The sequence below is a fragment of the Streptomyces sp. NPDC002994 genome, assembly GCF_040611155.1.
Taxonomy (GTDB): Bacteria; Actinomycetota; Actinomycetes; order Streptomycetales; family Streptomycetaceae; genus Streptomyces.
This window is the reverse complement of sequence record NZ_JBEXNQ010000030.1, coordinates 72804-98704: the sequence shown is the minus strand read 5'-3', so window position 1 is coordinate 98704 and position 25901 is coordinate 72804. Positions and strand designations below refer to the sequence as shown.

Annotated in this window: 21 protein-coding genes and 7 pseudogenes; 12 read left to right on the top strand and 16 right to left on the bottom strand. The window is 69.3% G+C overall.

The features are described from left to right. Nucleotides 1-335 precede the first annotated feature (335 nt). The 9 genes and pseudogenes from ABZX79_RS31245 to ABZX79_RS31205 all read left to right on the top strand — a co-directional run. Nucleotides 336-725: pseudogene (locus ABZX79_RS31245) on the top strand (isochorismatase family protein); the annotation flags it as partial. A 165-nt stretch (nt 726-890) separates the two neighbouring features. After that, nucleotides 891-986 (top strand): annotated as a pseudogene (locus ABZX79_RS31240) (XRE family transcriptional regulator); the annotation flags it as partial. A 185-nt stretch (nt 987-1171) separates the two neighbouring features. Continuing rightward, nucleotides 1172-1795, top strand: a complete 624-nt coding sequence (locus ABZX79_RS31235) for a hypothetical protein (RefSeq protein ID WP_355265131.1) — start codon at nt 1172-1174, stop codon at nt 1793-1795. 384 nt (nt 1796-2179) lie between these two features. Continuing rightward, nucleotides 2180-2740: a hypothetical protein gene (locus ABZX79_RS31230; protein ID WP_355265128.1), complete on the top strand. Its 561-nt coding sequence runs from the start codon at nt 2180-2182 to the stop codon at nt 2738-2740. Between the two features lie 264 nt (nt 2741-3004). Continuing rightward, nucleotides 3005-4231, top strand: a pseudogene (locus ABZX79_RS31225) (IS701 family transposase). Nucleotides 4232-4485: 254 nt separating this feature from the next. After that, the gene (locus tag ABZX79_RS31220) at nt 4486-5667 is read left to right on the top strand and encodes an FAD-dependent monooxygenase (RefSeq protein WP_355265125.1); all 1182 of its coding nucleotides are present in this window, start codon (nt 4486-4488) and stop codon (nt 5665-5667) included. Next, nucleotides 5667-7205 carry a hypothetical protein gene (locus ABZX79_RS31215; RefSeq protein ID WP_355265122.1) on the top strand — a complete coding sequence of 513 codons (1539 nt, stop codon included), beginning with the start codon at nt 5667-5669 and terminating at the stop codon, nt 7203-7205. The genes ABZX79_RS31220 and ABZX79_RS31215 overlap by 1 nt, the downstream gene beginning before the upstream one ends. Nucleotides 7206-7549: 344 nt before the next feature. After that, a complete protein-coding gene (locus ABZX79_RS31210; RefSeq protein ID WP_355265119.1) occupies nt 7550-8146 on the top strand; it encodes an SMI1/KNR4 family protein in 597 nt (198 codons plus the stop codon). Nucleotides 8147-8773: 627 nt separating this feature from the next. Further along, nucleotides 8774-9076: pseudogene (locus tag ABZX79_RS31205) on the top strand (transposase); the annotation flags it as partial. Here the strand turns inward: ABZX79_RS31205 and ABZX79_RS31200 are convergent. From ABZX79_RS31200 to ABZX79_RS31185, 4 genes and pseudogenes are all read right to left on the bottom strand, one after another. Then, nucleotides 8971-9601 (bottom strand): annotated as a pseudogene (locus ABZX79_RS31200) (hypothetical protein). The pseudogenes ABZX79_RS31205 and ABZX79_RS31200 sit on opposite strands and share 106 nt — an antisense overlap. Before the next feature lie 5 nt (nt 9602-9606). Next, nucleotides 9607-10633 (bottom strand): annotated as a pseudogene (locus ABZX79_RS31195) (cytochrome P450). Between the two features lie 186 nt (nt 10634-10819). After that, nucleotides 10820-11104: pseudogene (locus ABZX79_RS31190) on the bottom strand (HNH endonuclease); the annotation flags it as partial. A 77-nt stretch (nt 11105-11181) separates the two neighbouring features. Further along, nucleotides 11182-12336, bottom strand: coding sequence for a HEAT repeat domain-containing protein (locus ABZX79_RS31185; RefSeq protein ID WP_355265116.1), 1155 nt, complete (start codon nt 12334-12336; stop codon nt 11182-11184). Nucleotides 12337-12626: 290 nt separating this feature from the next. Here ABZX79_RS31185 and ABZX79_RS31180 point away from each other — a divergent pair, with 290 nt between their 5' ends. Beyond that, nucleotides 12627-13181 (top strand): GNAT family N-acetyltransferase, encoded by a 555-nt coding sequence (locus ABZX79_RS31180; protein WP_355265113.1) that lies wholly within the window; start codon nt 12627-12629, stop codon nt 13179-13181. Nucleotides 13182-13199: 18 nt separating this feature from the next. Here the strand turns inward: ABZX79_RS31180 and ABZX79_RS31175 are convergent, their stop codons facing one another. From ABZX79_RS31175 to ABZX79_RS31155, 5 genes are all read right to left on the bottom strand, one after another. Beyond that, complete coding sequence (locus ABZX79_RS31175) at nt 13200-13382, bottom strand: hypothetical protein (RefSeq protein WP_355265110.1); 183 nt, start codon at nt 13380-13382, stop codon at nt 13200-13202. 187 nt (nt 13383-13569) lie between these two features. Then, nucleotides 13570-14907, bottom strand: a complete 1338-nt coding sequence (locus ABZX79_RS31170; protein ID WP_355265173.1) for an FAD/NAD(P)-binding protein — start codon at nt 14905-14907, stop codon at nt 13570-13572. A gap of 180 nt (nt 14908-15087) precedes the next feature. Continuing rightward, the gene (locus ABZX79_RS31165; protein ID WP_355265107.1) at nt 15088-17835 is read right to left on the bottom strand and encodes a molybdopterin cofactor-binding domain-containing protein; all 2748 of its coding nucleotides are present in this window, start codon (nt 17833-17835) and stop codon (nt 15088-15090) included. A 64-nt stretch (nt 17836-17899) separates the two neighbouring features. Next, nucleotides 17900-18331: a hypothetical protein gene (locus ABZX79_RS31160; protein ID WP_355265104.1), complete on the bottom strand. Its 432-nt coding sequence runs from the start codon at nt 18329-18331 to the stop codon at nt 17900-17902. 407 nt (nt 18332-18738) lie between these two features. Then, the gene (locus ABZX79_RS31155; RefSeq protein WP_355265170.1) at nt 18739-18987 is read right to left on the bottom strand and encodes a transposase; all 249 of its coding nucleotides are present in this window, start codon (nt 18985-18987) and stop codon (nt 18739-18741) included. A gap of 14 nt (nt 18988-19001) precedes the next feature. Here ABZX79_RS31155 and ABZX79_RS31150 point away from each other — a divergent pair, with 14 nt between their 5' ends. Continuing rightward, nucleotides 19002-19175: a transposase gene (locus tag ABZX79_RS31150; protein WP_355265167.1), complete on the top strand. Its 174-nt coding sequence runs from the start codon at nt 19002-19004 to the stop codon at nt 19173-19175. On the opposite strand, the gene ABZX79_RS31145 is transcribed toward ABZX79_RS31150, so the two are convergent. From ABZX79_RS31145 to ABZX79_RS31135, 3 genes are all read right to left on the bottom strand, one after another. Next, a complete protein-coding gene (locus tag ABZX79_RS31145) occupies nt 19147-19905 on the bottom strand; it encodes an alpha/beta fold hydrolase (protein ID WP_355265101.1) in 759 nt (252 codons plus the stop codon). The genes ABZX79_RS31150 and ABZX79_RS31145 overlap by 29 nt on opposite strands. Nucleotides 19906-20180: 275 nt before the next feature. After that, nucleotides 20181-20462, bottom strand: a complete 282-nt coding sequence (locus ABZX79_RS31140; protein WP_355265098.1) for a MerR family transcriptional regulator — start codon at nt 20460-20462, stop codon at nt 20181-20183. A 272-nt stretch (nt 20463-20734) separates the two neighbouring features. Then, on the bottom strand, nt 20735-21013 hold the full coding sequence (locus tag ABZX79_RS31135; RefSeq protein WP_355265095.1) for a hypothetical protein: 279 nt from the start codon (nt 21011-21013) through the stop codon (nt 20735-20737). Nucleotides 21014-21275: 262 nt separating this feature from the next. Here ABZX79_RS31135 and ABZX79_RS31130 point away from each other — a divergent pair, with 262 nt between their 5' ends. Next, entirely contained in the window at nt 21276-21386 is a 111-nt protein-coding gene (locus tag ABZX79_RS31130; RefSeq protein WP_355265164.1) for a LuxR C-terminal-related transcriptional regulator, read from the top strand. Nucleotides 21387-21411: 25 nt separating this feature from the next. Here the strand turns inward: ABZX79_RS31130 and ABZX79_RS31125 are convergent, their stop codons facing one another. From ABZX79_RS31125 to ABZX79_RS31110, 4 genes are all read right to left on the bottom strand, one after another. Beyond that, a complete protein-coding gene (locus ABZX79_RS31125; RefSeq protein WP_355265092.1) occupies nt 21412-22428 on the bottom strand; it encodes a TolB-like translocation protein in 1017 nt (338 codons plus the stop codon). Then, nucleotides 22425-23651: an MFS transporter gene (locus ABZX79_RS31120; RefSeq protein ID WP_355265161.1), complete on the bottom strand. Its 1227-nt coding sequence runs from the start codon at nt 23649-23651 to the stop codon at nt 22425-22427. The genes ABZX79_RS31125 and ABZX79_RS31120 overlap by 4 nt, the downstream gene beginning before the upstream one ends. Before the next feature lie 138 nt (nt 23652-23789). Then, nucleotides 23790-24980 (bottom strand): alkaline phosphatase family protein, encoded by a 1191-nt coding sequence (locus ABZX79_RS31115; RefSeq protein WP_355265089.1) that lies wholly within the window; start codon nt 24978-24980, stop codon nt 23790-23792. Nucleotides 24981-25005: 25 nt separating this feature from the next. Continuing rightward, nucleotides 25006-25899: a galactokinase gene (locus ABZX79_RS31110; RefSeq protein WP_355265086.1), complete on the bottom strand. Its 894-nt coding sequence runs from the start codon at nt 25897-25899 to the stop codon at nt 25006-25008. Nucleotides 25900-25901: the final 2 nt, after the last annotated feature.

Sequence of the window (25901 nt, the reverse complement as noted above, 5' to 3'; positions counted from 1 at the left end):
CCATCCGCACCGTCAACGGCGGAATCACCCGCCCCAAAACCGAACCCATTGCACTGCGGCCACCCCTCCGACCGCCGAAACCGCCCCACTTCCACCAGCGCAGCACCACGAGGACATGAACTCAGCCACGGTCCCAGGCTCCACCCCATCGAGTGAAGATCACCAACAGCATCACTTGTGTGAAGTGGCCACTCTGGGTTGACTGCTGAGCATCTCCGGGCGGCAGCCGAAGTCGCCCGAAAATGAGCCGTGGTAGAGGCGGTTGGGCTGACAGTTCGGGCCGTGGAAGAGGTCCTGCTCCGGCTGAAGGAGCTGTTGTTCCCGTTGATTGCGGTCTCGAGCGGGACAGCGAGCCCTGGCAGTACGTGTCGGAGCTGGTTCGACGAGATGCGGAGCCTCTCGTCCACAAGACCTACGGTGACTCGTTTGAGGGCACGGCGTTGGAGGCGCTCCTCGCCGAGCGTGGGGTGGGCCAGCTCGTTGTGACGGGTGCCCAGAGCGACGGGTGCATCCGCGCGACTCTTCACGGGGCCTTCGTCCGCGGGTACGACGTGACGCTGGTCGGCGACGCACATACGACGCAGGACCTCAGCGAGTACGGCGCGCCAGCCCCGAACCAAGTGATCGCGCACACCAACCTCTACTGGCAATGGCAAGGCGCACCCGGGCGCCGCGCAAAGACCGTCGATACAGCAGAGATGACGTTCACGGCGGACGCGGGGTGAGCCGTCCCTGATCAGAGCCTGTTCGGCACGCTCGTCTCCGGGCAGCTTCCTCAGTTGTCACTCGGTGTGCACCCACCACAGAAGTTGATCCAGAACCCATTCTCATGGACGAAGCCACCGCCAAGCCACCGCCGGCGAAGACGACCTCACGCGGCTGATCGTCGAGGGCCTCAGGAGCAGTACTTCAAGGACAACGGCCGCCGCGCCCAAGGACTCGTCGTGGAGTTCACCGACATCGACTACATCGACCTCGGCTACTGACACCCCGTAAAGCGCCACGCGCCGGTGCGGGCTTGTGACTGAGCACGCCAGTTGGCACCTGAGCAGTTCAGTTGGCACCTTGAGTACCACAGCTGGCGGGCAGGGCACTCCCGGTACGCCGCTGATCTTCGGCGGGAGCGCTGACCCGCCTCGGCCTTGTGGCGGGTCCTGTCTATGCTGCCGCTATGGGGCTGGATCTTTCGCTGTTCATGGCGGACTGGGAACACTTGAGCGGCACGCCCGTCGAGAACCGGGTCCAAGCACTGGACGACGCGACCTGGCCAACGGAGTTCTACGACGATTACCAGAGGCACGGACCGGCCGGCGGCGGCTGGCTGTGGCCCCCAGATCGGGTGTCTGCATGGTGCGCCGAGTACGTCTTCTTCACCACCACCGGCGCCTATGGCCCGCATGCTCGCGCGGGCGATGCATGGGCCGACATACGGCTCCTCGTCGACACATCCGTGCGCGAAGCGATGGACACCTTTGTCGCCGGTCTGATCTGGGATGTGGATCCGGCCGACGATCCTGCGCCGACTGGAGGTGGAGGGTTCTTCCCGCCGGCAACCGACCGCTGGAGGCCGTACGTCCTTCTGGTGTGCCCGCCTGAGGCCGTACCCGGCAAGGCCCGCGCCTGGGAGCGAGTGGAGCCTCACCTCGAGGCGTTGCACGAGCCGTTCGCCGCCGAGAGCGAGGGCTGGGCAGGCCGCCCGGACACCTTCGACAACTTCACCGGGCTTCTGAGTGAATGGGGCGGTGTGACCACGGAAGCCGCCCGCCGCGGCTGGGGGCTCGTGGGTCTGCCCTAGCCGTCAGCAGCGAGGGCACGTGACCCTCTTTCGTTGGACACGCCGAACTGGGCGCCACATCCGGCGAGCGTGCCAACTGGAGTGCTCAGTCACAGGGCTGTGACTGTGCGTTTCACTCGGCGAGTGATTGTTTGAGTTGGCGGAGTGAGCGTTCCAGTTACCGGGGCCTGCCCTGCGGCAGGTCCACCTGCCACCCCTGATACTTTTGCGGCGGTACTGGAACGAGGGCGGGGAATGGCAGGACATCGGAGAGCTCGGCGGACCGCTGCCTCGGCCGTTGCGCTGTTCATGACGACGGGATGCGTCCAGTCCGGTTCGTCGCCAGCCGCGCACACTCAAGCCACAAGCGGGGACAGGCCCCTCGACGGGGGAGGTTTCGCCGCATTGAGCGCGTGCGGAAAGCCCGGCCACCACCTCGACCCCGGCCCCCGCCCGCCCAAGCATTCCGCAACCCCGCAGATGGTGGTGCTGAGCTACGGCTACTCCAGCACGAGAACTCCCGATTCCGGACGGATCTCTATAAAGCTGTCTATTGCCGCCGGCAGTAGACAGCCGCTGATCCTGGAGAAGCCGCTTGGGAGACGGGGGCTGAGCGTGGAAATCCAGGGCCCCAACGGAGTGGTGATGGCCGCCTACGGCATGCCCGCGAGGATCACCTCCGAGATCCCGAGCGGTGAGCTCAAAACAGGCCCCCTGCCACTGGACTTCGAGCTCGCCCTTCCGGCCGCCGCGATGTGCCCGGGCCGCAACCTCCACGACGCCGTGAAGGACAGCACCGCGCCCGGTGAGGGCTCATCCACCCTCACGGTCAGCGTCCGCGACCGGGCCATCAGCCGGCACCGAGCCGCCCACGGCATCGACGCCTCCAGCGACCTGCTGGTCGCCTCATGGCCACCGGACCCGAACTCCCCCGCCGACGGCGCGGGCACGTTCCCGGAAAACTGAGCGCTCGGTTGGCTAAAGCCGCCAACTGCGTACGGGTCACGTTCCCGCCGCCATTGGCGTCGCCTCAATGCCCCTGCTATCTCTCTCACAAAATGCAGCCGCCCAGCTCAGGGGCCGTACAACGGGCATCAACGACCGCGAGCAACCGGTTCGCCTCCTTTCTCATTACCTGCGTCCCCGCAGTTCAGAGAGCCGCCATTCCAACGCGTCATGTATTCCTGTGAGACGGCACAACCTGGGGAGTTGGATTAAGTCCGGTGCCGTCTGCAGGATTTCGCGGCGTATGTGTTCGAGCCGTCCGCGCGGGCGGATCAGCGTCGGTGGGGTGGGGTGTATCTGCGGGGGCTGCTGCTGGACGGGCAGCGGAAATCGGTGGAGCCGATGGCGGCCCGGCTGGGTGAGGACGGCAATCGGCAGGCCCTTGCCCCGCTTCATCACCACCACCCCGTGGGATCCGGCGCATGTGCGGGCCCGACTCACGTGGAAGATGGACCCGGCGAGCAAACCCACCGCGCTGATCATTGATGACACGGGCTTCCTCAAGGACGGCGACGCGTCGGCCTGTGTGTCGCGGCGGTACACCGGCACCGCCGGCAAAGTGACCAACTGCCAGGCGGGCGTGTCCTTGCACCCGGCCTCGGACACCGCCTCGGCGGCGATCGACTGGCGCTTGTTCCTCCCCAAGAGCTGGGATCCCACCTCGCCGCAGGCCGATCCCGCCAAGGTGGCCCGCCGCGAACGGTGCGGCATCCCGCCGGACGTGGGTCATGTCGAGAAGTGGCAACTGGCCCTGGACGTGATCGACGAGACCCGGTCCTGGGGCGTCGATGTCCCCCTCGCCGTGGCCGACGGCGGCTACGGCGACACCGCAGCCTTCCGGCTCGGCCTGGAGACACGCGGGCTGCACTACGTGGTGGGCAGCTCAACCACAGTCAGTGCCCACCCGCACGACGCAAGGCCGCACACTCCGCCACACAGCGGCCGCGGGTGCCCTCCTCAGCCTGCTTACCCCGAGGCGCCAAAGAGTGTGAAAGAGCTGGTCATCGCCGCAGGGAAGCAGTCGGCCCGGCTCGTGCAGTGGCGGGAGGGGGTCCCGTCTCGGCACCGGCCGCAGCGGGTTCAGGCGCATGTAGTCGCGGTTTGCGCTGCGGATCCGGCCCGCTGGACGTGAGATCCGCAAGGCCGTCGACGGTCCGGAACTGCCCGCGTGCTGGCCGCTGGCAGAACGGCCCGCCGCCGAGCCGGAGCCGGTGCAGTTCTGGCTCTCCAACCTGCCCGACGATATCCCGCTCACCACGCTCGTTCGGCTGGCCAAGTTCCGCCGGCGGATCGAGCACGACTACCGCGAGATGAAACAGGCCCTGGGCTGGCCCACTTCGAGGGCCGCACCTTCAACGGCTGGCACCACCACGTCACCCTCGTCTCCGCCGCCCACGCCTTCTGCAACTCCAGCGACTGGCCCGGACCCCAAAAGAAACGGCGCCGGCCTGACCCTCTACCAGGTCGTCCGCGAGATGCAGTTACTCCTCGCCCTCTGGACCGGCGCCTGCCCCACCTGTCACCGAGACATAGCCACGGCGATACCAACCTGGCCGGTCTGCCGCTCGGCACATTGACAGGCGTCTGTCGACATGTTGCTATGAGACGCTGCTCCGCCGGACCTGCGTCGCGTCGCATGCCGCCCGGACACCGGATCGACGGCCACTTGACCGGGGGCGGCGCCCCCGAACCCAGAGCGAGGACCCATGCCGCAGCGCGCCGCGACCATCGTCGGCGGCGGGATCGGCGGGCTCGCGGCGGCCATCGCCCTGCATCGCCGGGGCTGGCGCGTCGAGGTGCTGGAACGGGCCCCGGAGTTCACTGAGATCGGCGCCGGCATCTCCCTGTGGCCGAACGCGCTGCACGCGCTTGAGGTGCTCGGCCTGGCCGACGCCGTCCGGGCACTCGGCGCCGTCGAGGCCACAGGCGGCGTACGCGACCGCCAGGGCCGCTGGCTGTCCCGTACGGACAACGCGGAGCTGGCGCGCCGCTTCGGCCATCCCCTGGTGGTCCTGCACCGCGCGGACCTGTTGCGGGCGCTCACCGAGGCGCTTCCCCCTGACAGCCTGCGGCCGGGCAGCGAGGTGTCCGCAGTCCACGACGGCGGCCGCTGCCTGGTCGTCGATCACCGTAGGGGCGAGTCCCGACCCGATCTCGTGGTCGGCGCCGACGGGCTGCGCAGTGCGGTCCGCCGCGCCCTGTGGCCCGACGCGGCCGGCGCCCGGTACGCCGGCTACACGGCCTGGCGCATGACCACCGAGCCCCTCGCCGAGCCGCCCTCCGAGGGCGCAGCGATCTGGGGCCGCGGAGCGAGGCTCGGCTACACGGCGCTACCGGGCGGGCGGATGTACTGCTTCGCGACCGCGTCGCTGCCGGCGGGAGCGGCCTCCGGCTCGTCCGAGTACGCCGAACTGCTGCGCCGGTTCGGGTCCTGGCCGGATCCCATCCCCGCCCTGCTGGCCGCTGTCCCCGCGGACGCGGTGCTCCGACACGACCTGTACGATCTGCCGCCGCTGCCCTCCTTCGTCCGCGGCCGGGTCGCGCTGCTGGGCGACGCGGCCCATGCCATGACCCCTAATCTGGGCCAGGGCGCTTGCCAGGCGCTGGAGGACGCGGTCACCCTCGCCCACTGCCTTGACGGCACCCCGGATGTGGCCGGCGCGCTCCGCTCGTACGACCTGCTGCGCCGCCCGCGGACCCAGGCCATCGCGCGCCGCTCCGCCCTGCTCGGCGCAGTCGGCCAGTTGTCGTGGCCGCCCGCGGTGCTGCTGCGCGACACTGCCGCCCGGCTGACGCCGACGCGGGCGACGCTGCGTTCCATGACGCCGGTGCTCGGCTGGACCGCGCCCGGTGACCGGGTCACCGCGACGGAGAGCGAAAGCGACTGATGCCGGACTGGACGTATCACCCGCTGCGCGGCGCGGCCGCTGCCGTCCTCGGCCAGCGCCGTTCGCAGCGAGCCGCACTGCGGCTGCTGGCCTCGATCGGCTCCCGTCCCGCCGGCGCGCGGCTGATCGCCCGGGGGTTCGGCCACCGCCATCCGCCGAAGCGGCTCGCCGGCGAGATCGCCGGGGTGCCCGTGACCGTCCGTCTCGGCATATCCGTCCCGCCCTCGCTCGCCCGCGAAGCGGTACGCGCCATGCCCCCGCTCGGGGCTGGTGTCGTCGAGGTGGCGCCCGTCTCGGCGGCCGACGCGGCGACCGTACGCGAGGCCGCTGCCGGCCGCTCGATCCCGCTGGTTGTCCGCGCCTGCGACCCGGAGGCCGAGGCCGCCCTCAAGCCCTATGTCGACGGGTTCACCAGCAGCGACGACCCGCGCGTGGTCCATGCGTCCGACCCATCGGTCACCGCCGCGGCCGCCGCGCTCAAGGAGCCGGGCGCCGTCGTGCTCGCCCGGCCCGGGGTGCTCGTCGCGGCCGGACCCGGTTGGTTCCAACGGGTCACCGAGGCAGCCACGCCCACCGCGCCCGCTCCGGTGCTGCGGGACGTCGGCCGCGATCCCCGCCGCTGGCCCGCCTGGTGGTGGGCGCTACTCGTCGGGCTCGGTATGACGGGCGCCGGACTCGGCGCCGCGGCGATCACGCTCGGGCCGGTGCTGCTCTGGTACGACCGCGACTACCTCGGCATGACGCTGCACGAACTGCATGCCGCCAACCACCACCTCGTGCACTTCCTCCAGCACGACCGGATCACCATGGCCGGCACGATGGTAGCGATCGGCGCCCTCTACACCGGCCTCGCCGTGGGCGGGATCAGACGCGGCTGGCCCTGGGCCCGTGAGGTGTATCTGCTCTCGGGGGCGATCGGCTTTCCCACCTTGTTCTACTTCCTGGCCACCGGCTTCGTGGAACCCCTGCACACGGCCACCACCATCGTGCTGTTTCCGATGTTCGTGGCCGCGGTCCGTCGGACCCCGCACGCACCGCGGTGGCGCCTGGCGCCCGAGGGGCCGGAGCCGGAGCGCCGGCGGTCGCTGGTCGGCCAGCTGCTGCTGATCGTCACGGGAGCGGGGCTGTTCGTCGGCGGAGCGGTGATCTCGGGGGTCGGTCTGACCGGTGTCTTCGTGCCGACCGACCTGGCCTTCCTGGGCGCCAGCACGCAGACGCTGGAATCCGTGAATCCCCGGCTTGTGCCGTTCGTCGCCCACGACCGGGCGGGGTTCGGCGGCGCCTTGATGGCCGCCGCGGTGGCCATCACTCTGCTCAGCGCGTGGGGCTGGCGGCGGGGTGAGGCTTGGGTGTTCTGGACCCTGGCCGCGGCGGCGGCCGCCGGCTTCCTGCCGGCTGTCGTGGTGCACGGCGCGATCCACTACACCGACTTCATCCACCTCGCGCCGCTGTACTTCGGCATCGCCATGACCGGCACCGGCCTGCTGCTCGCGCGTCCGTACCTCTGTGCCAAGGCGTCGGCGAGGCCGAAGGACTGACGGGCCGCCCCGGCGAGCGCTCCACCATGAGCATGGACGACTCGGACGCCCCCGATCCACCGGACTGGCAGCTGTACGTGGTTGGCCTGCTGGGCCCCGGCGAAGGTTCCGATCGTCGGCGAGAGCGGGCGGGCGGCGTCGTGCATCCGCCGCGAAGTCCTCCAGACTCTCCAGGTGTCACAAACCGGTCAATGACACACCCGATCAAACGGACACGCCACCGGCGGGTGAACCTGATCAAGCCCTACTAGGGCGCGTATTGGGTCGTGATCAATGCGGGGTCCTGGTGATGCCTTGTCAGTGGCCAGCGACCGGTGTCATACCCCACGGCTATGGTCCGGGCTATGACCGATGATCAGATACGGGCTGAGCAGTCCCTCGCCGCCTGGGCACGGATCGAGACGTGGTTGAAAGAGCATGCGCCCCGCACCTTCCAGCGGTTGCCCGCCCCCGCGACGGAGGACGAGCTCCGCTCGCTGGAGCAGGATCTCGACTTGACGGTCCCGGCCGATGTGCGCGCCTTCTACCTGGTGCGCAACGGCACCGGACCAGCCTCGGATTTCGACTGGCCCACATCCCGCGACACTCCCGAGCCGACCGGGTACTTCCTGCCCGAGGGTGAGGGGATCGGCCCCCTGGAGAACCTGGGCACGTGGTTCGAGGGCCCGGTCGCAGCCGAGCGCCTGGAAGACGAACCCGGGCAGCGTTGCCTGCCGATCACCACCATCGACCCGGATGGCTTCTACGGCACCTTCGTCGACTGCACCCCCGGCCAGGGGTACGGGCTGCTCGGCGACTACGCCGAGGCCGAACTTCCGAGCCTGGGTGAGGCGACGTTCGCCGCCTACCTGACCGAGGTCGCCAACGCGCTGTGCGAGGGGCGGGGCTTCGGGGACGACAACGCGCCGCGCGTGATCGACGGGCGCCTCGACTGGCAGTAACCGGGATACCGGCCCCGCCGACGGCGGCGGGGCGCGGGCCGCTCGTCCTCCACAGTCAGGCGTCCAGGGCGCGTATCGAGTCGTGCTCAATCTGCGGGATTCGCCCTCGCAGCGGGGCCTGAACCGGTAGATCGTCTTGCGTGACGCGCGTGCAACTGACAGACGAGGAGTGGGGGTTCATAGGGCCGTACCTGCCGGTCGGCGGGTACGGCCCGTACCCCGAGCGGCTGCGGCAGCAGTTCGAGGGCGTGATCTGGCGGTTCAGCACAGGAGCGCAGGGGCGCATGGCCGACCGTGCACAACCGTTTCCGGCAGTGGCGGGACGCTGGTGTCTTCGAAGCCCTGCTGAAGGGCCTGATCGCCGAGGCGGCCAAACGGGGCCGGGTGGACTTGTCCCTGATGTCAGCGTGGATTCCACCACGGGCCGGGCCCACCACGACGCGGCGGGGATGCATGCCGATCCTGACGTTCTCGCCGCCCTGAAGAAGGCGGCTGTCGAGGAGGGGAAGGCCCAGCAAAAGGGGGTGGCACGGAGGAACAAACCGGGCGGACGCCGCATGCGATCCCGATCGGCAGGAGCGGCGGCGCATCCGGCGACGACGCGAGTTCCGGTTGAAAGTTGCCCTGCTTGGACGCTCGCGCGGCGGGCTGACCAGCAAGGTCCACCTGGCCGCCGACCGCGGATGTCGGCCACTGGCACTGATCTTGAGCGTCGGACAGGCCGCGGATAGTCCGCAGTTCATCCCCGTGCTCTCGAAGGTACGGCTCCGCGGGCCGGTCGGCCGCCCCCGCACCCGACCGGACGCGGTCGCCGGGGACAAGGCCTACTCGTCCCGTGGCAACCGCGCCCACCTGCGCGAACGGAACATCAAGGCAGTCATACCGGAGAAGAAGGACCAGCCGCCAACCGGAAGAAGAAGGGCCGCCGGGGCGCCCGCCCCTCGAAGGAGCGAGCAGAACTCGCACGCGACGATGAGCACGTTGCGCTGTGGGTAGGCGGTGCAGAAGTCGTGTGCACGGTTGACTGCCGCGCCGCCTGCCGCGCAGCCCGGCTGTGAGATGGGCAGCTGGCGGGTGTCGGGCCGAAACCGCATGCTGTTGATCAGCCAGGCTGTCATCGACGGCATCATGAACCCGGTGCACGACACGTAAATGATCATGTCGATGTCGGGGGCCGTGAGCTCCGCGTGCTCCAGCGCGGTCTCGATGACCTGTGGCAGGCGTACCTTGGCCTCCTTTCGTACAGGACGTTGCGCTCTTCGAACCGGGGTGCTTCAGGGTGGCCTCCAGCGGCTGGAGGACGTGGCGGGTGCGCACTCCGGTGTTGGCAATCAGACGCAGGGCCAGCTCGAGCTGCGGGTGTCCGGCTTGCGGGGTGCGGGCGAGATCGAGGGTCTCCTCGGCGGTGACGACGTGTTCGGGGACGGCGACATGGGGGCGGCACAAGGTCGGCACGGCGCTTACCACGCGACCGGCAGAGTGACGGGGTAGCGCCAGATGGACTGAGTGTTCCAGTGCACCTCCTCGGCCGGTACGGCCAGATGGAGACTGGGGAACCGTGTCAGCAGGCTGCCGATCGACGTGCGGAGCATCAGGCGGGCGAGGTGCGAGCCCAGGCAATGGTGCATTCCATAGCCGAAGGCCAGGTGCGCGGGCGGGGACGGCCGCTCGAAGTCGAGTTCGTCGGGGCGGTCGTAGGCGAGCTCGTCGCGGTTGGCGGTGAGGTACGAGACGTGGACGGTGTCGCCGGCACGGATCGTCACCCCCGTCGATGGTGACGTCCTCCAGTGCGATGCGGGGGATGCCGACGCCCTGCCGGAAGGGGATGTAGCGCAGCAGCTCCTCGATCGCCTGCTCCAACAGCTGGGGGCGTGCCCGTAGCTGGGCGAGCTGAGCTGGGTGGGTGAGGAGGGTGAAGACGATGTTGCTGATGTCGTAAGTGGTCGTGTCGTGGCCGGTGACCATCAGCAGCATTGCCAGGACGGCCAGTTCGGCGTCGGTAAGTTTTTCGGTGCCGATCCGGGCGGTCGCAAGGGCGCTGAGCAGGTCCTCGCCCGGTGCGGCGCGACGGCGGGCGGTCAGACCATCGAAGTACGCGCGCAGTTGCTGCTTGGCCTCGGCGGCGGCGGTCCGGCCCTCGGGGGTCATGGCCATCATCGCCTGCACCCAGGGGCTCAGCCGTTCGAGCTGGCGAGGCCCGAAGGCGTGCGTCGCGAGCCGGCGGATGCGGTTGAGCACAGGTGGGTCCATCAGGTTGATCGCTTCGCTCTGCGCGATCGGTGCCGGTGTGATTCGCGGGAAGTCTTTGCCCACCAGAGCGGCCCGGCTGAATCGCCGGTCGGAGGTCACCAACTGAACGTCGGAATAGCGGGTCACCAGCCAGCATGGGCCACTGCCGTAGGGCATCGCCACCCGGGCGATGGGCTCCTCCCGCCGCACACGGGTCATGAACGGATCCGGCTCCAAAGCCACATCGTGGCGGAACAAATAGTCTTGAGTCACGTCGATCAAGCGACCGAGAACTGACCTCGTCACGGCGCTGTTCACCCAACGCTTCACCGCCTCGTCGTTCGCCTGGCGGTTCTGGCCGGTGCAGGCACCAGCCACAACTCACGGGTGAGGACGCCCCTGCCTGACATCGTCTGGGCCAGGCAAGGGGCGTGGGCGTTTCGGCTACGGGGCGGGTTCGAAGTGGACTTCGGTGGTCGGGCACTGCTCGGCAAGGTCGAGCAGCCCGGTCTGTTCCTGCGGGTCGACAGTCAGGTCCCAGCGGAGCTTGGTTCCGGTCCATTCCGCGGCGTACTGGCAGTGGACTTCACCGCTGGGCGGCATCCAGGTGCCCGGATCTTGGTCGGACTTACTGCGGTTGCACCTGGCGGTGACGCCGACCAGCGAGGTGGGGGCTCCCAGGTCGTTGGCGTATGCCTCGCGCCGCTGCGCGGTCCACGTCGATGCGCCAGCTGGCGGGGGGCATCATTCGAACCGTGCGGTATTCCTGCCTGGCGCTGGTGGCTGAGCAGTCCGAGTCGGCGTCCCTATTGGTGGGGCCGCGGCCCGGCCAGGAGTGCCCTGATGGCGTTGCGGTCCGCGGGAAGGCCGACGTCGTCGAACCACGAGGTGACGAGATGGGTGTATCGCCAGCACACGTCGCGGTCGGCGAGAGCATCCAGGTAACGGTGCTGGGCTGGAGTGAGCTTGGCACTCTGGTCATAGCCGGAAGGGAATGCCGCAGCAAGCAGCGGTCCCCAGTCCTCGGCGATGGTGAGGTTGCTGCAGAACGGCACGGAGGCCAAGGCGGCTGGCAGGAGTTCCTCGAAGTCGTTGGCCCGGTCGATGGCCGTGGCCAGAAGGGCGTGCCGCAGGCGCCCTGTGATCTGCGGCAGCGTATCTCCAGCCCAGGGGTCGGTGGCGGTGGGTTCGAGGAACCAGGAGTCGATGGCCGCGGGGTCGAGCAGTGCGCGGAGGATCGTCCGCGTCGCCTTGGCGTTACTGGCGCATCCCGGTGACAGAGCGGCGCAGGCACGGATGGCGGGGTCGGGGTCGGCGAGCCAGCTGATGGTGTCCTCGCCCCAGGCGCCGATGGTCAAGATGGTGGCAGCGCGTTCACGCCGGTCGGTGCTTTGGGCCAGTAGCCGCCGGAGGATCTGGGTGGTTCCGGATATTCGACCGGCCAGTTTGGGGGACTGAAGGAGCGCGGTGGTGGCGCTGAGGGCGGCCTCTCGGACAGTGGGGTCCGGGGCCAGCAGGTGCAGGGAGACGGCGTCGTGGATCGTGGCGCGGACAGCCCGGACCGCATCGGTGACGCCCGGATCGTTGCCGTCGTCTTCGCCGGTTGTCTCGCTGTAAGCGGCCGAATCCGCGACCTGCCCCAGCCATTCCAGCAACGCGGCCCGCAGCGGTCGAGGGCGGTCGTCCCAGGTGGAGTAGTTCTCATGGCCTGCCAGAGTGCGGGGGTCGTTCAGCACCGCGGCTACGTACAGCGCGGCCGGCGCCGTCGCGCTGTACAAGGACTCCTGGTGAAGGACGGACATGTCCAGCAGCCCCAGCGCTCCCGCTTGAACCTCCGGGTCCTCGTCCAAGAGCTGGAGCAGGCGAAGTGGCGTGTCCTGCGCCGTTCCGTAGGCGTGCTCCAGCGCAGCCCAGTCGGTGCCCTCGATCACGGAACGCGGATCAGGCAGTCGGCCATCCACGGCTTGACTGGAAATCGGGTACTCATCCTGGGTCTTCACATGCAAAGCATCACCCCTGCCACTGACAAGCCTCGCAGTCGGACTCCAGGAGGGTGTCAGGGAACCCGCCGTTGACGTACTGCTCCGGCTATCCAGTGGCTCGGCTCAGAGCGTTGGCCGTGTAAATGGCTGAGCATGAGGGCTCGGCCTGCGGCTCCGGGGACGGTCCGCATGGCGGGCGGGGAGGGCGATATCGGTGCATGTGAAAGTGGTTTGGCGACCTGGGTGTTGCGTGGGTAGCGTCGCCGTCTGTGACCCCGACTCTGCGCACCGAGCGGCTGCTCCTGGAGCCGTACGTCCCCGAGGACGAAGAGGGCTTCGTCGCTCTGTTCCAGGACACCAGGATGTCGCAGTGGATGGGTGACGGCCCTGCTTCCGAAGCAGCAGACCGGGCCCTGTTCGGGCGGATCTTCACGAAGGTCTATGCCCAGAACCTGTTCAATGTCTGGGCGGTTCGTCGGGACGGACTCCTGGTCGGGCATGCCGAAATCAAGCCGACTGACGTCGTGGGAGGCCACGAGATCATCTACGCTCTGGCGCCGGCGGCATGGGGGTTTGGCCTGGGGACCGAGCTGGCAGAGGCGATCGTCGCCTATGGCTTCGACACGCTCGGACTGACCAAGGTGCACGCCACCGTAGCTGCACCGAACAAGGCCTCACTGACCCTGCTGGACGGAATCGGTTTCGAGCATGTCCGGGACATCGAAGAGGACGACGGCAGCACCACCCGCGTATTGGCCCGTCGTCTGACTGCGAGCGACACGTCGCCCCTCGCCCGAAGGGGGCGAGTAAACCGCTGCCTGTGAAACCACCCGGGGTGGCGGTCAGGCAGCGCGGGTCGGGTACTGGGTCCAGGTCCGGAGGGTGAGTCCGGGGGGGGCGAAGGTGATCTTGGGCTCGGCGCGGGTATTGCGCCAGCGGATGTAGGCGTTGATGGCGGCGTTCTGCTCGTCGTCGGTGCGGTAGCTCATTGACATCACGCACGCGATGTCAACGATGTCAGACACGTTCCGTCACCACCGCAAGTGAGACAGATCCGTTCATTTGACAGACCCGCTGCCGGTGCCCACCTGGGTGCTGTCTGGGGACCAGGAGGCCTCGCCACCTGTGGTCCCGACAGTGTGGGGGCCACCTGCCCAAGGCAGTGAGAAGCAGGTGCTGCCGATCTCACTGATCTGGCCGGCAAGGAGGTCTTCAGGCGCGTACCTGTTTCGCCACCTGCTGGGCCTGGTGGACCGCGTTGCGCAGGTGGTTGGCGAAGGGGGTGCGGATGTGCGTGCAGACACCGGCCAGCCAGATGCGTTCGGGTGGCGCCGTGGGCTGTCGGCGCAGCCGCAGGTCGGCTGTCAGGTGATCAATGGGGTGGGTGTCGGGATGTGGGGTGGGCGCGTGGTCCAGGTGAAGGGTGTCGTTTAGAGAGCCCCAGCGCACCTGGGGTGGGTGGAAGCCGGTGGCGTTGACGATGTGATCGAAGCACTCGGTGCCCGCGCCGGGTCGCTGGATGTGCCAGAGGCCGTCGGTGAAGGTGGCGGCAGTCGGGTAGGAGGCGGCGACCTTCAGCGCCCCGGAGGTGAAGTGGGTGAGCAGGCGGCGGGCGTTGATGAGAGTGGTGGCTGTGGCGTAGCGGTTGGTGAACCAGGCGAAGCGTGCGATGAGAGCGCTGCGGCGTGCGGGGGGTAGCGCGGAAGCCAGGGTGATGATGGCTTCGATCACAGGGACGCAGATGTCGGCCCAGAGGCAGGCTCCGGTCTCGGCCAAGGTGATTTCCTCGCGCAGCCGCTGGGCCGGGTCGGGGCTGGTGGAGACCTGGTGGCGCAGGGGCCGCCGTTCGATCAGACGGATCGCTTCGATGACATGGCGAGTGATCTTGTCTTCCAGGCGGGGGTCGGTGGGGTCCAGTTGGGTCATGCGCTGCAGTGGGGGGTGTGGTCGGGTGGGGGCCTTGAGCGAGGTGCGTACGGCGGGCAGTTGGCCGGAGGGTGAAGTGAGCGTGGTGTGGTGTCCGGCGCGGCACAGCACCAGGGCGGCGTCGATGGCGCTTTGGTGGGTTCCAAGCACCAGGACGCGTGCCGGTGCGGACAGACGGCGCAGGCGGGCGGCGGGATAGGGGCTGTCCAGATAGCGGGGGTGGTGCTGGTGGGGGGTGAAGCCGTCGGGGGTGCGTGGGCGGTGGACGCCGGGACAGATGACGACGTGGCTGGCAGTGTTTTCTGGGCCGGTGTCCAGATGGATCCGGTAGGTATCGTGCTGCTTGGTGATGGTGTGGGCTGCGGCGCGCACGTGATGGACTTGAATGCCGCGGTTGATGGCGTCCTGGCGGGCTCGGGTGTAGCGCAGGTGACAGTAGGCGGCCATCCAGGAACGGGGGACGCAGTCCTGGGGGTGTCCTGTCCAGCCGTGCCCGCGCAGGTGGTCGAGGAAGTCCGTGGGCCGCTCGGCCAGGATGGAGTTGAGGTTGACGGCGCTGTTGCACATCAGCAGCGGGTCGTCGTCTCCGAACGCCAGCCCCCAGCCAACCGGGTGGGGATCCACCAACACACCGACCGGAGGCGGTCGCTGTTCCGGGCTGAGCCATCCGCGCGGTGAGGTTGTACGTCCGGGGCCACCAGGTGCAGGAACACACTGGTCCCCACGGTGCCGCACCCGATCACGACTACGTCCCGGCCCCCACCGACGGCTGAGGGCGAGGCGGCGTACCGCGGCGGCTTGCTGTCATCGGGCTCGGTAGGATTCACCATCGCTGATCCCTCCTTGGGCGGCCGCTGCGAGGCCCGCCTGTTTCGCGTTCAGTTGTGCCCAGATGATGTCGGCGCGCAGGGGAAGGGTGGTGAAACGGATGCCGGTGGCGTCGCGCAGCGCGTTGGCCACAGCCGGAGCGACGGGGTTGAACGCCGCTTCGCTGGCGGGTTTGGCCCCGCACAGGTGGCCGGGCGCCGGGACGAAGTGGACGTCGGTGTGCGGTACATCGCTGATGTGCGGGATGGGGTACGTCCACAGCTGGGTGGTGGTGACGCGACCGTGCTGGTCGGTTCGGATGTTTTCTATCAGTATCGTGCCGATGCCTTGCGCGACGGCTCCCTCGATCTGGCCGCGGAGTTGCTGGGGGTCGAGGACGGTGCCGGCGTCGCTGGCGTGGATCGAGCCGAGGATGGTGACGAGACCGGTGGCCGGGTCGACGGCCAGGCGGATCCACTGGGCGTTGGCCGCCAGACCTGGGGTGCCCCCGGTGGCGTCGCAGGACGCAGTGGAAGCAAGCTTCCGGTCGGCGTCACGCGCGGCTTGGTGCACCAGAGGCAGGGGCAAGGGTCTGCCGGCACAGTCGACGACGTCCTGGCCGAGCCGGCAGACGGACCGGTCGATGCCGGTATACGCGGCCGCCACGTCCAGGATCACCGTATGCAGGCGTTGGCAGGCGTCCTGGACGGCACGGGCGGCGAGGGTGGATCCGGTGGAGACAAAGCCCCCGGTGTCGTGGGTGAGCAGGTCGGTGTCGCCCTGATGGAGGTGGATGCGTTCGACGGTGGTGGCCAGGGCGGTGGCGGCGATACGCCGGTGGACGGTGGTGGCCTGGCTGCCGAATTCCGGTGCACCGGTGTACACGTCGTAGGTGCCGTCGGGACGCATGGTGGCGGCGGCCTGGGCGATGTGGCCGTCGGAGGGCTGTGTGTGGGTGACGGTGGCCGCCGTACCTTCGCCCACGAGCCAGGCCGGCCCGGGGAGCAGGGGTGGTGTGTCCTTGCGCTGGGAGCGGGCGGTTTCGATGAGGTCCAGGCAGCCGGTGATGCCGTGGTCCGCGGTGGGCGGGGTGCCGTCGGCTGTCGGGGCGTGGGCGGTCTGTCCAGGGTGCGGGTAGGCCTTGCGTCGCATGGTCAGGGGCTCGATGCCGGCCGTGCGGGCGCGCTCGTCGAGGGCTGATTCGACGGCGAAGGCGACCTGGCCGATGCCATAGCCGCGAAAAGCACCGGCCGGAACATTGTTCGTGTACAGCGCCCAGCCGTCGACCGAGACGTTCGGGCAGCGGTAGAGAATCAGCGCTTCGGTACAGGCGTTACGCAGGACGGCGGGGCCGTGGTTGCCGTAGGCGCCGGTGTCGCACAGGACGTGCAGCCGCAGTGCCGTGAGCGTGCCGTCACGACGGGCTGCGATCTTCACCCGGACCTGGAAGGGGTGGCGCGTGGTGGCGGTGAACTCCTCGGCTCGGATGTAGTCCAGCTTGACAGGCCGCCCGCTGCGCAGCGCGGCGAGCACGGCGATGTCCTCGGTGAGCATCTCCTGCTTTCCGCCGAACGCGCCGCCCAGCCGTGCGGCCGTGACATGCAGGCGCTTGGGCGGCAGGCCAAACACCCTGCCCAGGAGCCGGCGGGTCAGGTGAGGTGCCTGGGTGGCGGTATGGACGTGCAGCCGTCCGTCATCGCCTTCCCAGACGAGGCTGGCGTGAGTTTCCAGCGCGGCGTGCTGGACTCGATGCGTGCGGAAGGTGCCCTCGTAACAGAAGTCCGCCTCGGCCAGGCCGGTGTCGACGTCCCCGATGGTGGTGTGCAGTTCGTCGACGATGTTGCCGCTGGGGTGGATGTGCGGGGCAGCGGCCGACAGAGCCTCTTCGGGGCCGGTGACCGCGGGCAAGGTTTGATAGGTGATACGGACGCGGCAGCAGCCCTCTTCGGCGGCGGCTTCGCTGTCGGCCACGACCGCAGCGACACGCTGCCCGGCGTAACGGACGACGTCATCCAGGACGCGAGTGTCGGCCGGGTCTTCATCGGCATGTTCGTGCAGGGCAGTGGAGAAACATGCCTTGGGGGCGTCGTGATGAGTGAGGACGCTGTGAACTCCCGGTACAGCGAGGGCTTCGGTGATGTCGATACCGACGATGCGGGCGTGCTGGTGCTCCGAGCGGACCAGCTTGACGTGCAGCAGTCCTGCGGGGTCCGGGCGGTCGAGGGTGAAGCGGGCTCTGCCCGTGACGATGTCCTCAACCTCCGCAGCAAGGGGAGCACCTGCTGCTGTGCGCTCGGTGTCACCGCGGGCCGGAGTTGCTGATTGGATGGCTTGTGTGATGCAGCGGTAGCCGGTACAGCGGCACAGGTTTCCCTTGAGTGCCTGCGGCAGGTCGGCGCGCTGGGCCGGTGTCATGGCAGCGGCGGTCATGACGAAACCGGGGGTGCAGTAGCCGCACCGGAAGGCCTGGACGGCGGCGAACGCCTGCTGCACGGGATGCAGTCGGCTGCCTTCGGACAAACCCTCCGCCGTGGTCACGGCCCGGCCTTGGGCCCGCAGTGCCGGGTAGAGGCAGCTGTGCACCGGGGTGCCGTCCACGTGCACGGTGCAGGCTCCGCAGTCACCGCTGTCACAGCCCTTCTTCACCCCGAAGCAGCCCTGCCGGCGCAGATACGTGCGCAGGCACTGCCCGGGCGCCGGCTGCTCGCGCATTAGTCGGCCGTTGAGGATGAACGTGAAGGCCACGTCACTCCTCCGCCATCAATGCGCACCACACTTCGTCGGCCAGATGAACGATGAGGTGACGGCGCTATGCGGAAGCTCCGTGGACGTCGTCCACGATCAGTGATGCGTCGACGGCCTGCTCGATCGCCGCGCGCAGCCCGGTCGCCGTGGGCGGCCGGCCGAAGGAAAGTTGCACGGGGCGTGTCGTGACCGCCGTGAGCGTGAGCGTGAAACGCCCGGACCCGGGAGCCATCGTAGCGATCACCAGGGCCGCCGAATGCCCGCCAGGCCGCAGACTCACCCGGCGCATCGCCGTCCGCTGCGCCACGGCCGTAGCCGGCAGCCGCAGGCTGCGCAGCATCTCCCCCGGCCGCAGATCCGTCCGGCCCGGCCCGGTGACGAATTCGCGTACCGGCAGCAGCCGTTCCTGGCCGTCGCCCGCACGCAGCACGCAGGTGCCGTGCAGGGCGGCCGCCAGCGACACCATCGGCGCCGCAGGGCAGCGCCAGACACACATTGCCGCCCACCGTGGCCGCATTCCATACTTTGAAGGAGGAGGAGAACGCCCGGCAGCAGCCGTCCATCAGCGCACGCGCATCTGGCCAGGGGCCATCCGGCTCTATGGCGAAGGCCAGCAGCTCAGCCGCCGTGCACGTGTCCGCGATCTCCAGCCCGCCCTCACCGAGCACCAGCGGCTGCCAGCCCATCCGGGCCAGATCCCACAGACGCGACACCCCGGGCTGGGGTGCGGAGAACAGCCATGTGCCGCCGGCCAGCCACGCATCCCCCGCCTCCCACCGCACACCACCGCGCGCATCGAGCACGGCCTCGACCGTGTAGAGATCCATCCGCGCTCCTTCCGGCCACCACACGGGCGGTCTGCCACGCGCCCGCGCCTGTGACAACTGCTGACTCCTCACCGCGTCACGCCGCGTCCGGGTGAAAGAACGGGGGCAGAGTCGTGCCCGGCGACAAACGCCCGGTAATACTCTGCCGCCAGGCGCAGCCACTGGTCAGCACGTACACCACCGCCGTGAACACGGCCCGCTCGTCACACGGAGCAGTCCCGCCGCCCTGTGGACGAGTAGCCAACGACTGTAGCAACGGGGTGGCTAGTTCCCAGAGTTCATCCGGAACCAGACGCTTCGAGAGATCGGCACCCACGGCCCGCATCATGCTGCACGAGCATCACGCCACGTGAGACAACCTATAGCCGCTACCGCTGGAAGATCGAACGCTCCATTGCCTGGCGCACCGGCTACCGCCGGCTCACCGTCCGCTACGAACGCTCGGCCAACCTGTTCTCCGCGTTCCTCACCCTCGCCGCCACACTCACCTGTTGCGAGAAGTTCGCCACGTGACGCTCTTGCGCAGGAAGGTCTCAAGCTGTTCGGCGAAGCCCGGTGCTTCGGCGACGAAGTGACCAGCGCCCGGATGCACGCTGCGCTCGCCGCTGAGCGCATCCGCGAGAGCGTCGCAGATCCGCTCGAGCGCGGCCGCGTGGTCTCCGGACGCGACGAGCACTGGGACGCCGGCGTCACGGATCGCGTCGAGCTGTGGGCGCGCCTCGCTGGGCGGCCGGCCACCGTGCGCCCGCCGAACGCCGGCGACCACGTCCTCGGGGAGCGGGCCGTCGCCGATGGGCGCGCCCGCGAGATGGAGGAACTCGCGCAGCTCGATCGGGTCCGTATCCACCCCTTGGGTGAGGACCGCACGGCCGATGCGCTCGAGCCGCGCCACCTCGGGATCGTCAGGGACAAGGTAGGTGAGCGGCGGCTCGATCAGGGTGAGCGAGCGCACGCTGCCCGGCGCCGCAGCGGCCGCGATCAACGTCCCGAGGACGCCGTAAGAGTGGGCGACAACGTGCGGGCGGCCGACGAGCAGCGGCGCCAGATCCAGGGCGTCCACCTCGAAGTCCTGGCCCTCCCGTGGTGGTGGACTCGGCGGATAGCCACGGCGATGGACATATGCCAGCGTCCACCGATCGGCCAGCGGAGCGAGAGCGCCCCACGTCGTCCGCGGGCCGGCACCGCCATGCACAAGCAGGACCTCCGGCCCAGCGCCATCGCGCACCACCACGATCTCGCCCACGAGGCGAGCATAGCGGCGCACCGTGAGACAGGGCGCTAAACGCAGCACCTTCACAACACCACGTGAGACACGCGAGAGTCATCGATCACGCGTGCGTCCTGCACCGCGACGCCTGCGGAGAAACGAGCCGACCCGCCTGCGTCACGCGGGAATTGGAGCCCTCCAGGAGAGCGCCCGGCACGAGGTCCAGGCGCATCGGCGCCAGGAAAGCGACCACGCAGCACGCTCTGACCGGGCGTGCGGCGGCCCGCCGAGGCCGGCAGGCACGCTCACCTTCAGGCCGCTGACGGCGGATTCTGTCCTGGCGCCGCGCGGTGGTGTGCGGCGTTGATGCGCTGGGCTTCCTCGAGCTGGTCTTCGAGGATGACGATGCGGCAGGCGGCGTCGATCGGGGTACCGCTGTCGACGAGTTCGCGGGTGCGGGCGGCGATCCGCAACTGGTAGCGGGAGTAGCGGCGGTGTCCGCCTTCCGAGCGCAGCGGGGTGATCAGGCGGTGCTCGCCGATGGCGCGCAGGAAGCCGGGGGTGGTACCGATCATCTCGGCGGCGCGGCCCATGGTGTAGGCGGGATAGTCGTCGTCATCGAGACGGCCCAGAGAGTCTTCTGCGGTCTTTTCACCTTCACTGGTGAGTGCTTGGGAGCGGGAACGCGTGGAGGGGCCCTGGTGCCGTACGGCACCAGGGAGCGTGCTGCAAGTCCTACCGATCGTCACGGCGGCGGCTTGGCATCGTCATTGGGAGGTTCTTTAACCTTCCGCTGGTCTGGTTAGTCTCCGACGAAGACGAGGTAGCTGCCGGGAGTCGTGGCGCAGTCCTAGCAGGTAGGTGGCTAGGTGGCGGACCGCATTGGCTTGGAAGTCGTGAGTGCAGCGATCCAGGAAGTCTGGGATCTCGCGGAGTGCGGCTTCGGCCTCTTGCTCGTTGAGGACGGTGTTTTGTAGGGGTCGACCGTCCAGAGCTTTCCCGAGGTGTTGGCGGGGAGCTTGGCGATCAGCTGAGCCAGCGCTTCACCGTGCTCGCCGGACTGGCGGATCAAACTCGGCTTGCGCTTCGAGCGTCGGCTGGGCCAGTGCGGGCGGCTGTCGTGCAACTGCAAGTCGATCCCCATGGTCTGATTCTCTCGCGGCCATATCTGGCCACGCCATGGGCGTTCGGGAAGTGACGGACGGAGAGGCGGCCTTCATCTCCTGTGCTCCGACCAAGGTGCACCTGACCACGACGAAGGCCGTGAAGGTGAGTCTGCTGCCTGATGCTGTCCGGAGAGGGCGTTCGCGGAAGCGTCACGCTTTCGGGGCGAGTTCTACGAGTGTCTGACCGCCAGGCGCGATGAGCTCTTCGGGCTCTCGGATGCCGTGCAACAGGAGGCGGCGGTGAAGCTGTTCCTCAGCGTCAAAACGGTGGAGGCCAGGCTGACCCGTATCTACCAGAAGCTGGACGTACGCTCCAGAGCCCAGTCGGCCACCGCACTGCGCGCACGGTGACGCCCGGAAGCCCCGGGGAGCCCTTTCAGTCGACCACGGCAGGGGACGTGCCGGACTTCACGACCATGCGTGGTGTGCCGCCACCGTCCGCCGGGACCGACCAGAGGTCGGCGCCGAAGTCGCCGGGCAGGGCGTAGAGGAGAGTGCGGCCGTTCAGCCACAGGGCCTGGTCGTCGACGCTTCTGCGCTCCGCCAGCGCGGTCTCACTGCCGGTGCGCAGGTCCAGGACGTACAGCCGCCAGGGCGTACCGGCGGATGCGCCGGGGACGCGTTTCTTGAAGGCGACACGAGTGCCGTCCGGAGAGAGGGACGGGCATTCGACGTTCTCGCGCAGGGTCCGCAGTGTGCGCCGGCCCAGGTCGCCCTCGACCAGGTACGTACGGCCACGGGTGGCGAGGGTCGCGTAGAAACGGTTGTCGTCGGCGGCGAAAGTGACGCCCCAGAAGTTGTGGTCGGCGGCCCGGTGGCGGCGCCCGTCCTTGATCACGGCGAGCTTCTCCAGGTCGGGCCGGAGGGTGCCGGTGCGGCTGTCGTAGACGGCGGTACGGGTGGAGAAGGCGCTGCCCGCGTACGAGTCTCCGCTGACGAAGACCGTCCACGCCACCAGTCGTCCGCTCGGCGATACGCGGGCGCGGGTGGGCATCCCGGGCACCGGGAAGGTACGGACGGGGCGCAACCGCGCGTCCAGCAGCACGGCTTCGTGACCGGGGACCACTCCGCCGGTGGCACGGAGGCAGATGCCTGTCCCGGCGGCCGCGTGGAAGCGCAGGCAGTCACGGGGCGCGGAGGTGCGGGGCCCGGCCGGGGTGGTCAGCGGGACGGAGGAGACGTGATCGCGTTGCGGCCCCCAGGCCAGGTTGCGGAAGAGCAGCCGCTTTGGCTGACGCAACGTCACCGTACCGGCGCGGGCGGCCGGTTCGCCCGTTCTGGCCTGATCGCGTTCGGCGGCGCGGTCGGCGGCCCGCAGGGTGACTACGGCCGCGACCACGACCAGGACGGCGGTGACGAGCACAAGGACGAGCAGCCGGGCCCTGATGCTCATGAGGGACTCCGTCGGTGGAGGTGGGGGTGGGGGTGGGGGTGGAGTGTGGACAGGGCGGCGACCGCTGCCAGCGCGACGGCCAGACCGGCGGCGGCCACGGTCAGGGCGCCTTCCGGCCCGAAGTACAACCAGCCCGCGCCGAAGAGCAGTGAGCCCGCGAAGCGGGCGAGGGCTTGCGCGGTCTGGACGAGGGAGAGGCCGCTCGCCCTCAGGTCCGTGGGCAGCAAAGGACCGGCGGCGGCCATCAGTACGCCGTCGGTGGCCGCGTAGAACGCGCCGAGCAGTACGAGTACGGCTCCGGCCGCCACCGGCCCGCCGCCCCAGGGCGCGAGCAGCAGCACGTACGCGATGAGCAGCGCCCCGTGCCCCGCGAGGAAGACCTGTCGGCGGCCGATCCTGTCGGCCAGATGCCCCAGCGGCACGGCCAGCAGCAGGAATCCGGCGGCGGCGCCGACGGGCAGCAGCGGGAAGTACGGGGCGGGCAGGTCGAGGCGGCGCTGCAGCAGCAGATAGAGGAACGAGTCGCTGACGGTGACCACGCCGAGCAGCGCGGCGATCAGACACAGCCGGGGCAAGCCTGAAGTACGGGCCAGGGAACGCAGGGCACCCGGACGGTGCCTCTTCTTGTCCGCGTTCCTGTCCGCGTTCTTCTCCGCGCCCTTCCTCGGGGCCGTAACCCCGGACGGCTCCCGTACGAACAGTACGAGCAGCAGTACGCCGAGTGCGGCGGCGCAGAAGCTGACCACGAACACGGCGTCGTAACCGTCACGAGCGGCCCACAGCACGGCGAAAGCGGCGAGCGGGCCGAGCAGCGCGCCGGCCGTGTCCATCGCCCGGTGCACCCCGAAAGCGCGGCCCTGCTCCTCGGGCGGGCAGGACAGGGAGATGAGCGCGTCGCGCGGGGCGGTGCGCAGTCCCTTGCCGGTGCGGTCGGCGGCGAGGACCGCACCGATCGCCCACGGTGTCGTGGCCGCGAGCAGCGCGAGTTTGCAGGCGGCGGACACGGCATAACCGGCGCCCGCGACGAGCTTGCGGCGCTGGGCGCGGTCGGCGACATGGCCACCGACCAGCCGGGACAGGGCACTTGCGCCCTGGTAGAGGCCGTCGAGGGCGCCGAAGGCGAGCGGGGACATGCCGAGGCCGACCACGAGATACAGCGGCAGTACGGCAGTGACCATCTCGGCGGAGACATCCGTGACCAGGCTGACCGCGCCGAGGGCGATGACATTGCCGGCGACCGCGCGGCGGACCCTGGTGCCGCGCGGCGGGCGCGGCCGGGTGCGGCGTACGCCCGCCGTGGTGTCGGCGGCCCGGCTTGCCGACAAGTACACCGTGCCTCCCTTCCTGTCACTGACGCACTGTCAGAACCAGTTGACGGTGAGGGGGAAGGTGGTGGTGGCCGAGGCCGGGGTGGAGTCGGTGGCCGTTGCGGTGATCTGGAGTGTGCCGGTCTGCCAGGGCTTGCCGGTGATCCGGCCGGTGGCGCTGTCGATGCTCAGGCCGAACGGCAGTCCGGTGGCGCTGTACTTGACGGGTGGCTTGCCGCCGGTGGCGGTGATCTGGATGGTGCAGCTCTGGTTGAACTTGCAGGTCTGCGTACCGGGGTTGGATACCTTCAGGTCCCCGTCCGGCGGCGGCGTCGTACCATCGCCGAAGACCTCGCTGATGGGGGTGGCGCTCGCGGCGTTGCCGGCGTGGGTGGTGCCGAAGAGGTCTTCGAAGGTACGCAGCAGGTTGTAGTGGTTGTACGCGCTGCTGTATTTGCCCTGCTTGACCTTGGCGCCGGAGAAGACCGTGGCGATCTGGTTGGAGCCGAGGAAATTGTCCTCGTCCCAGGTGAGCACCAGCAGGCTGTTGTTGGCCTTGGCCCACTGCGCGTACGCGTCGAGGTTGTTCTTCAACCAGGTGTCTCCGGTGCCGACCGGGCACGAGTGCATGTCGTTGCACTGGTTCGGGACGACGAACGACAGATGAGGCAGCTGGGAGAAGTCGCTCTTGGGGAACTGCGCCCACGTCTTTCCGGTGTTCAGAGGCACGTTCTTGAAGGCGAACCAGGGGTTGTGCTTCTGCGCGTACTGACCGCTGGTGCAGACCGTGGACCCCTCGCTCGGCAGGTCTTCGTTGTACGTGGCGAAGGTCTTGCCCGCGGCGATCAGTTCCTGTCCGAGGTTGGCGGCGCTCATCGACTGCGGGGTGTAGCAGCCGTCGCCCGTGATGCCCTGGGTCGCGCCCGAGAAGAGGTTGAAGTAGTTCGGCTGGCTGGGGTGGGTCAGGGCCTTCATGGCGGTCAGACTGGCGCCGGCGTTCGCGAGCTGGTTGATGTAGGGGGCGTTGGCGCTGCCGATGATCTCGCCGTACTGCTTGTTCTCGAAGACCACGACCACGACGTGGTCGTAGCTGGGCAGCGCGGCGACCGCGGGCCGCTGCGCGGCGCTTGAATCTGATACGCCGAAGGCGGCGACCAGGGCGAGGGTGCTGAAGATCCCGGCGACGGTTGCCCGCCACGTCGTGGACCGGGCCCGTGTCCGGTCCGGCAAGGCTCTTGTTTTCATGGGGTGTTCCTCCTTGTCCTTACTCTCACTCTTCGCGGCGGGCCGCGCCCGCCACGGTGATGTTCACCAGACGCGGCACGGGAAGTCCGCGGCTGCGGAACTCCTCGGCCACACCGGTACGTACGGCCGCCAGCCGCTCGTACGGCAGCAGCACCAGAGCGCTACGCTCCGGCTGCGGACCGGGCCACCAGTCGGCGGTGGCCCCCGCGCGCCGGGCACACGCCACAGCGCGCCGGACATCGCCCGCGCCCGGGCTGTCGCCGCGCGTCACCAGCAGCATCAGCCGCGCCCCGTGCTCGGCCGGGTCGAGGCGGACGTGGCGTCGGCCGCCGTGGCCGCCGCCGAGCAGCAGAGCCCGGCCTGGCCGGGCGAACAGCACGGCTTGGCGCAGCGCGTCGTCGCCGTCAGGCGCGGCGTCCCGGACGAGGGCGGCCACCCTGCCGCGGGGCGGGCGCGGCCTGACGGGGCCGGTGTGCGGGCGGGCGTGCAGGTCGGCGACCGCGAGTGCCACGGCGCACTCCAGCGGTTCGGCGCTCGAAAGTCCGGTCGCGGCGGTCAGCGTGGAGTGGATGTGCAGATCGATTCCGCCGCGGCCGTATCCGGCGCGGGCCATGGTGCGCAGGAGGGTATAGGTGCGGGCGGCCCAGGCGGGGTGGGGCTGTGGCGGTCCCGTGAGCGGGAGTTCGCAGCTCTGTGCGGGGTGGGCGAGCGAGCTCAGCCGTACGAGACCGTCGTCTCGCGGCGCGGCGGCGGCTGCCACCGGCCAGCCTGCGGCGGCGACGAGGTGCGGCGAGCCGAGGTGGAAGGCGTGCGGGGCGCTCCACACCGTGGCCGGTTGGCGGTCGTGCGCCGATTCGAGGGCGTACGCGACTAGCCGGAAGAGCGGGTCGGCGGTATGGCGCCGGGCGAGGTCCAGCACGT

Bases quoted from the DNA above. Each gene is read 5' to 3' on its own strand.
- ABZX79_RS31235 (WP_355265131.1), top strand. From the start codon at position 1,172: ATGGGGCTGGATCTTTCGCTGTTCATGGCGGACTGGGAACACTTGAGC.
- ABZX79_RS31220 (WP_355265125.1), top strand. From the start codon at position 4,486: ATGCCGCAGCGCGCCGCGACCATCGTCGGCGGCGGGATCGGCGGGCTC.
- ABZX79_RS31215 (WP_355265122.1), top strand. From the start codon at position 5,667: ATGCCGGACTGGACGTATCACCCGCTGCGCGGCGCGGCCGCTGCCGTC.
- ABZX79_RS31210 (WP_355265119.1), top strand. From the start codon at position 7,550: ATGACCGATGATCAGATACGGGCTGAGCAGTCCCTCGCCGCCTGGGCA.
- ABZX79_RS31160 (WP_355265104.1), bottom strand. From the start codon at position 18,331: ATGTGTGTCTGGCGCTGCCCTGCGGCGCCGATGGTGTCGCTGGCGGCC.
- ABZX79_RS31155 (WP_355265170.1), bottom strand. From the start codon at position 18,987: ATGCGGGCCGTGGGTGCCGATCTCTCGAAGCGTCTGGTTCCGGATGAA.
- ABZX79_RS31140 (WP_355265098.1), bottom strand. From the start codon at position 20,462: ATGGGCCGCGCCGCCGAGATGATCGGTACCACCCCCGGCTTCCTGCGC.
- ABZX79_RS31135 (WP_355265095.1), bottom strand. From the start codon at position 21,013: ATGGGGATCGACTTGCAGTTGCACGACAGCCGCCCGCACTGGCCCAGC.
- ABZX79_RS31125 (WP_355265092.1), bottom strand. From the start codon at position 22,428: ATGAGCATCAGGGCCCGGCTGCTCGTCCTTGTGCTCGTCACCGCCGTC.
- ABZX79_RS31115 (WP_355265089.1), bottom strand. From the start codon at position 24,980: ATGAAAACAAGAGCCTTGCCGGACCGGACACGGGCCCGGTCCACGACG.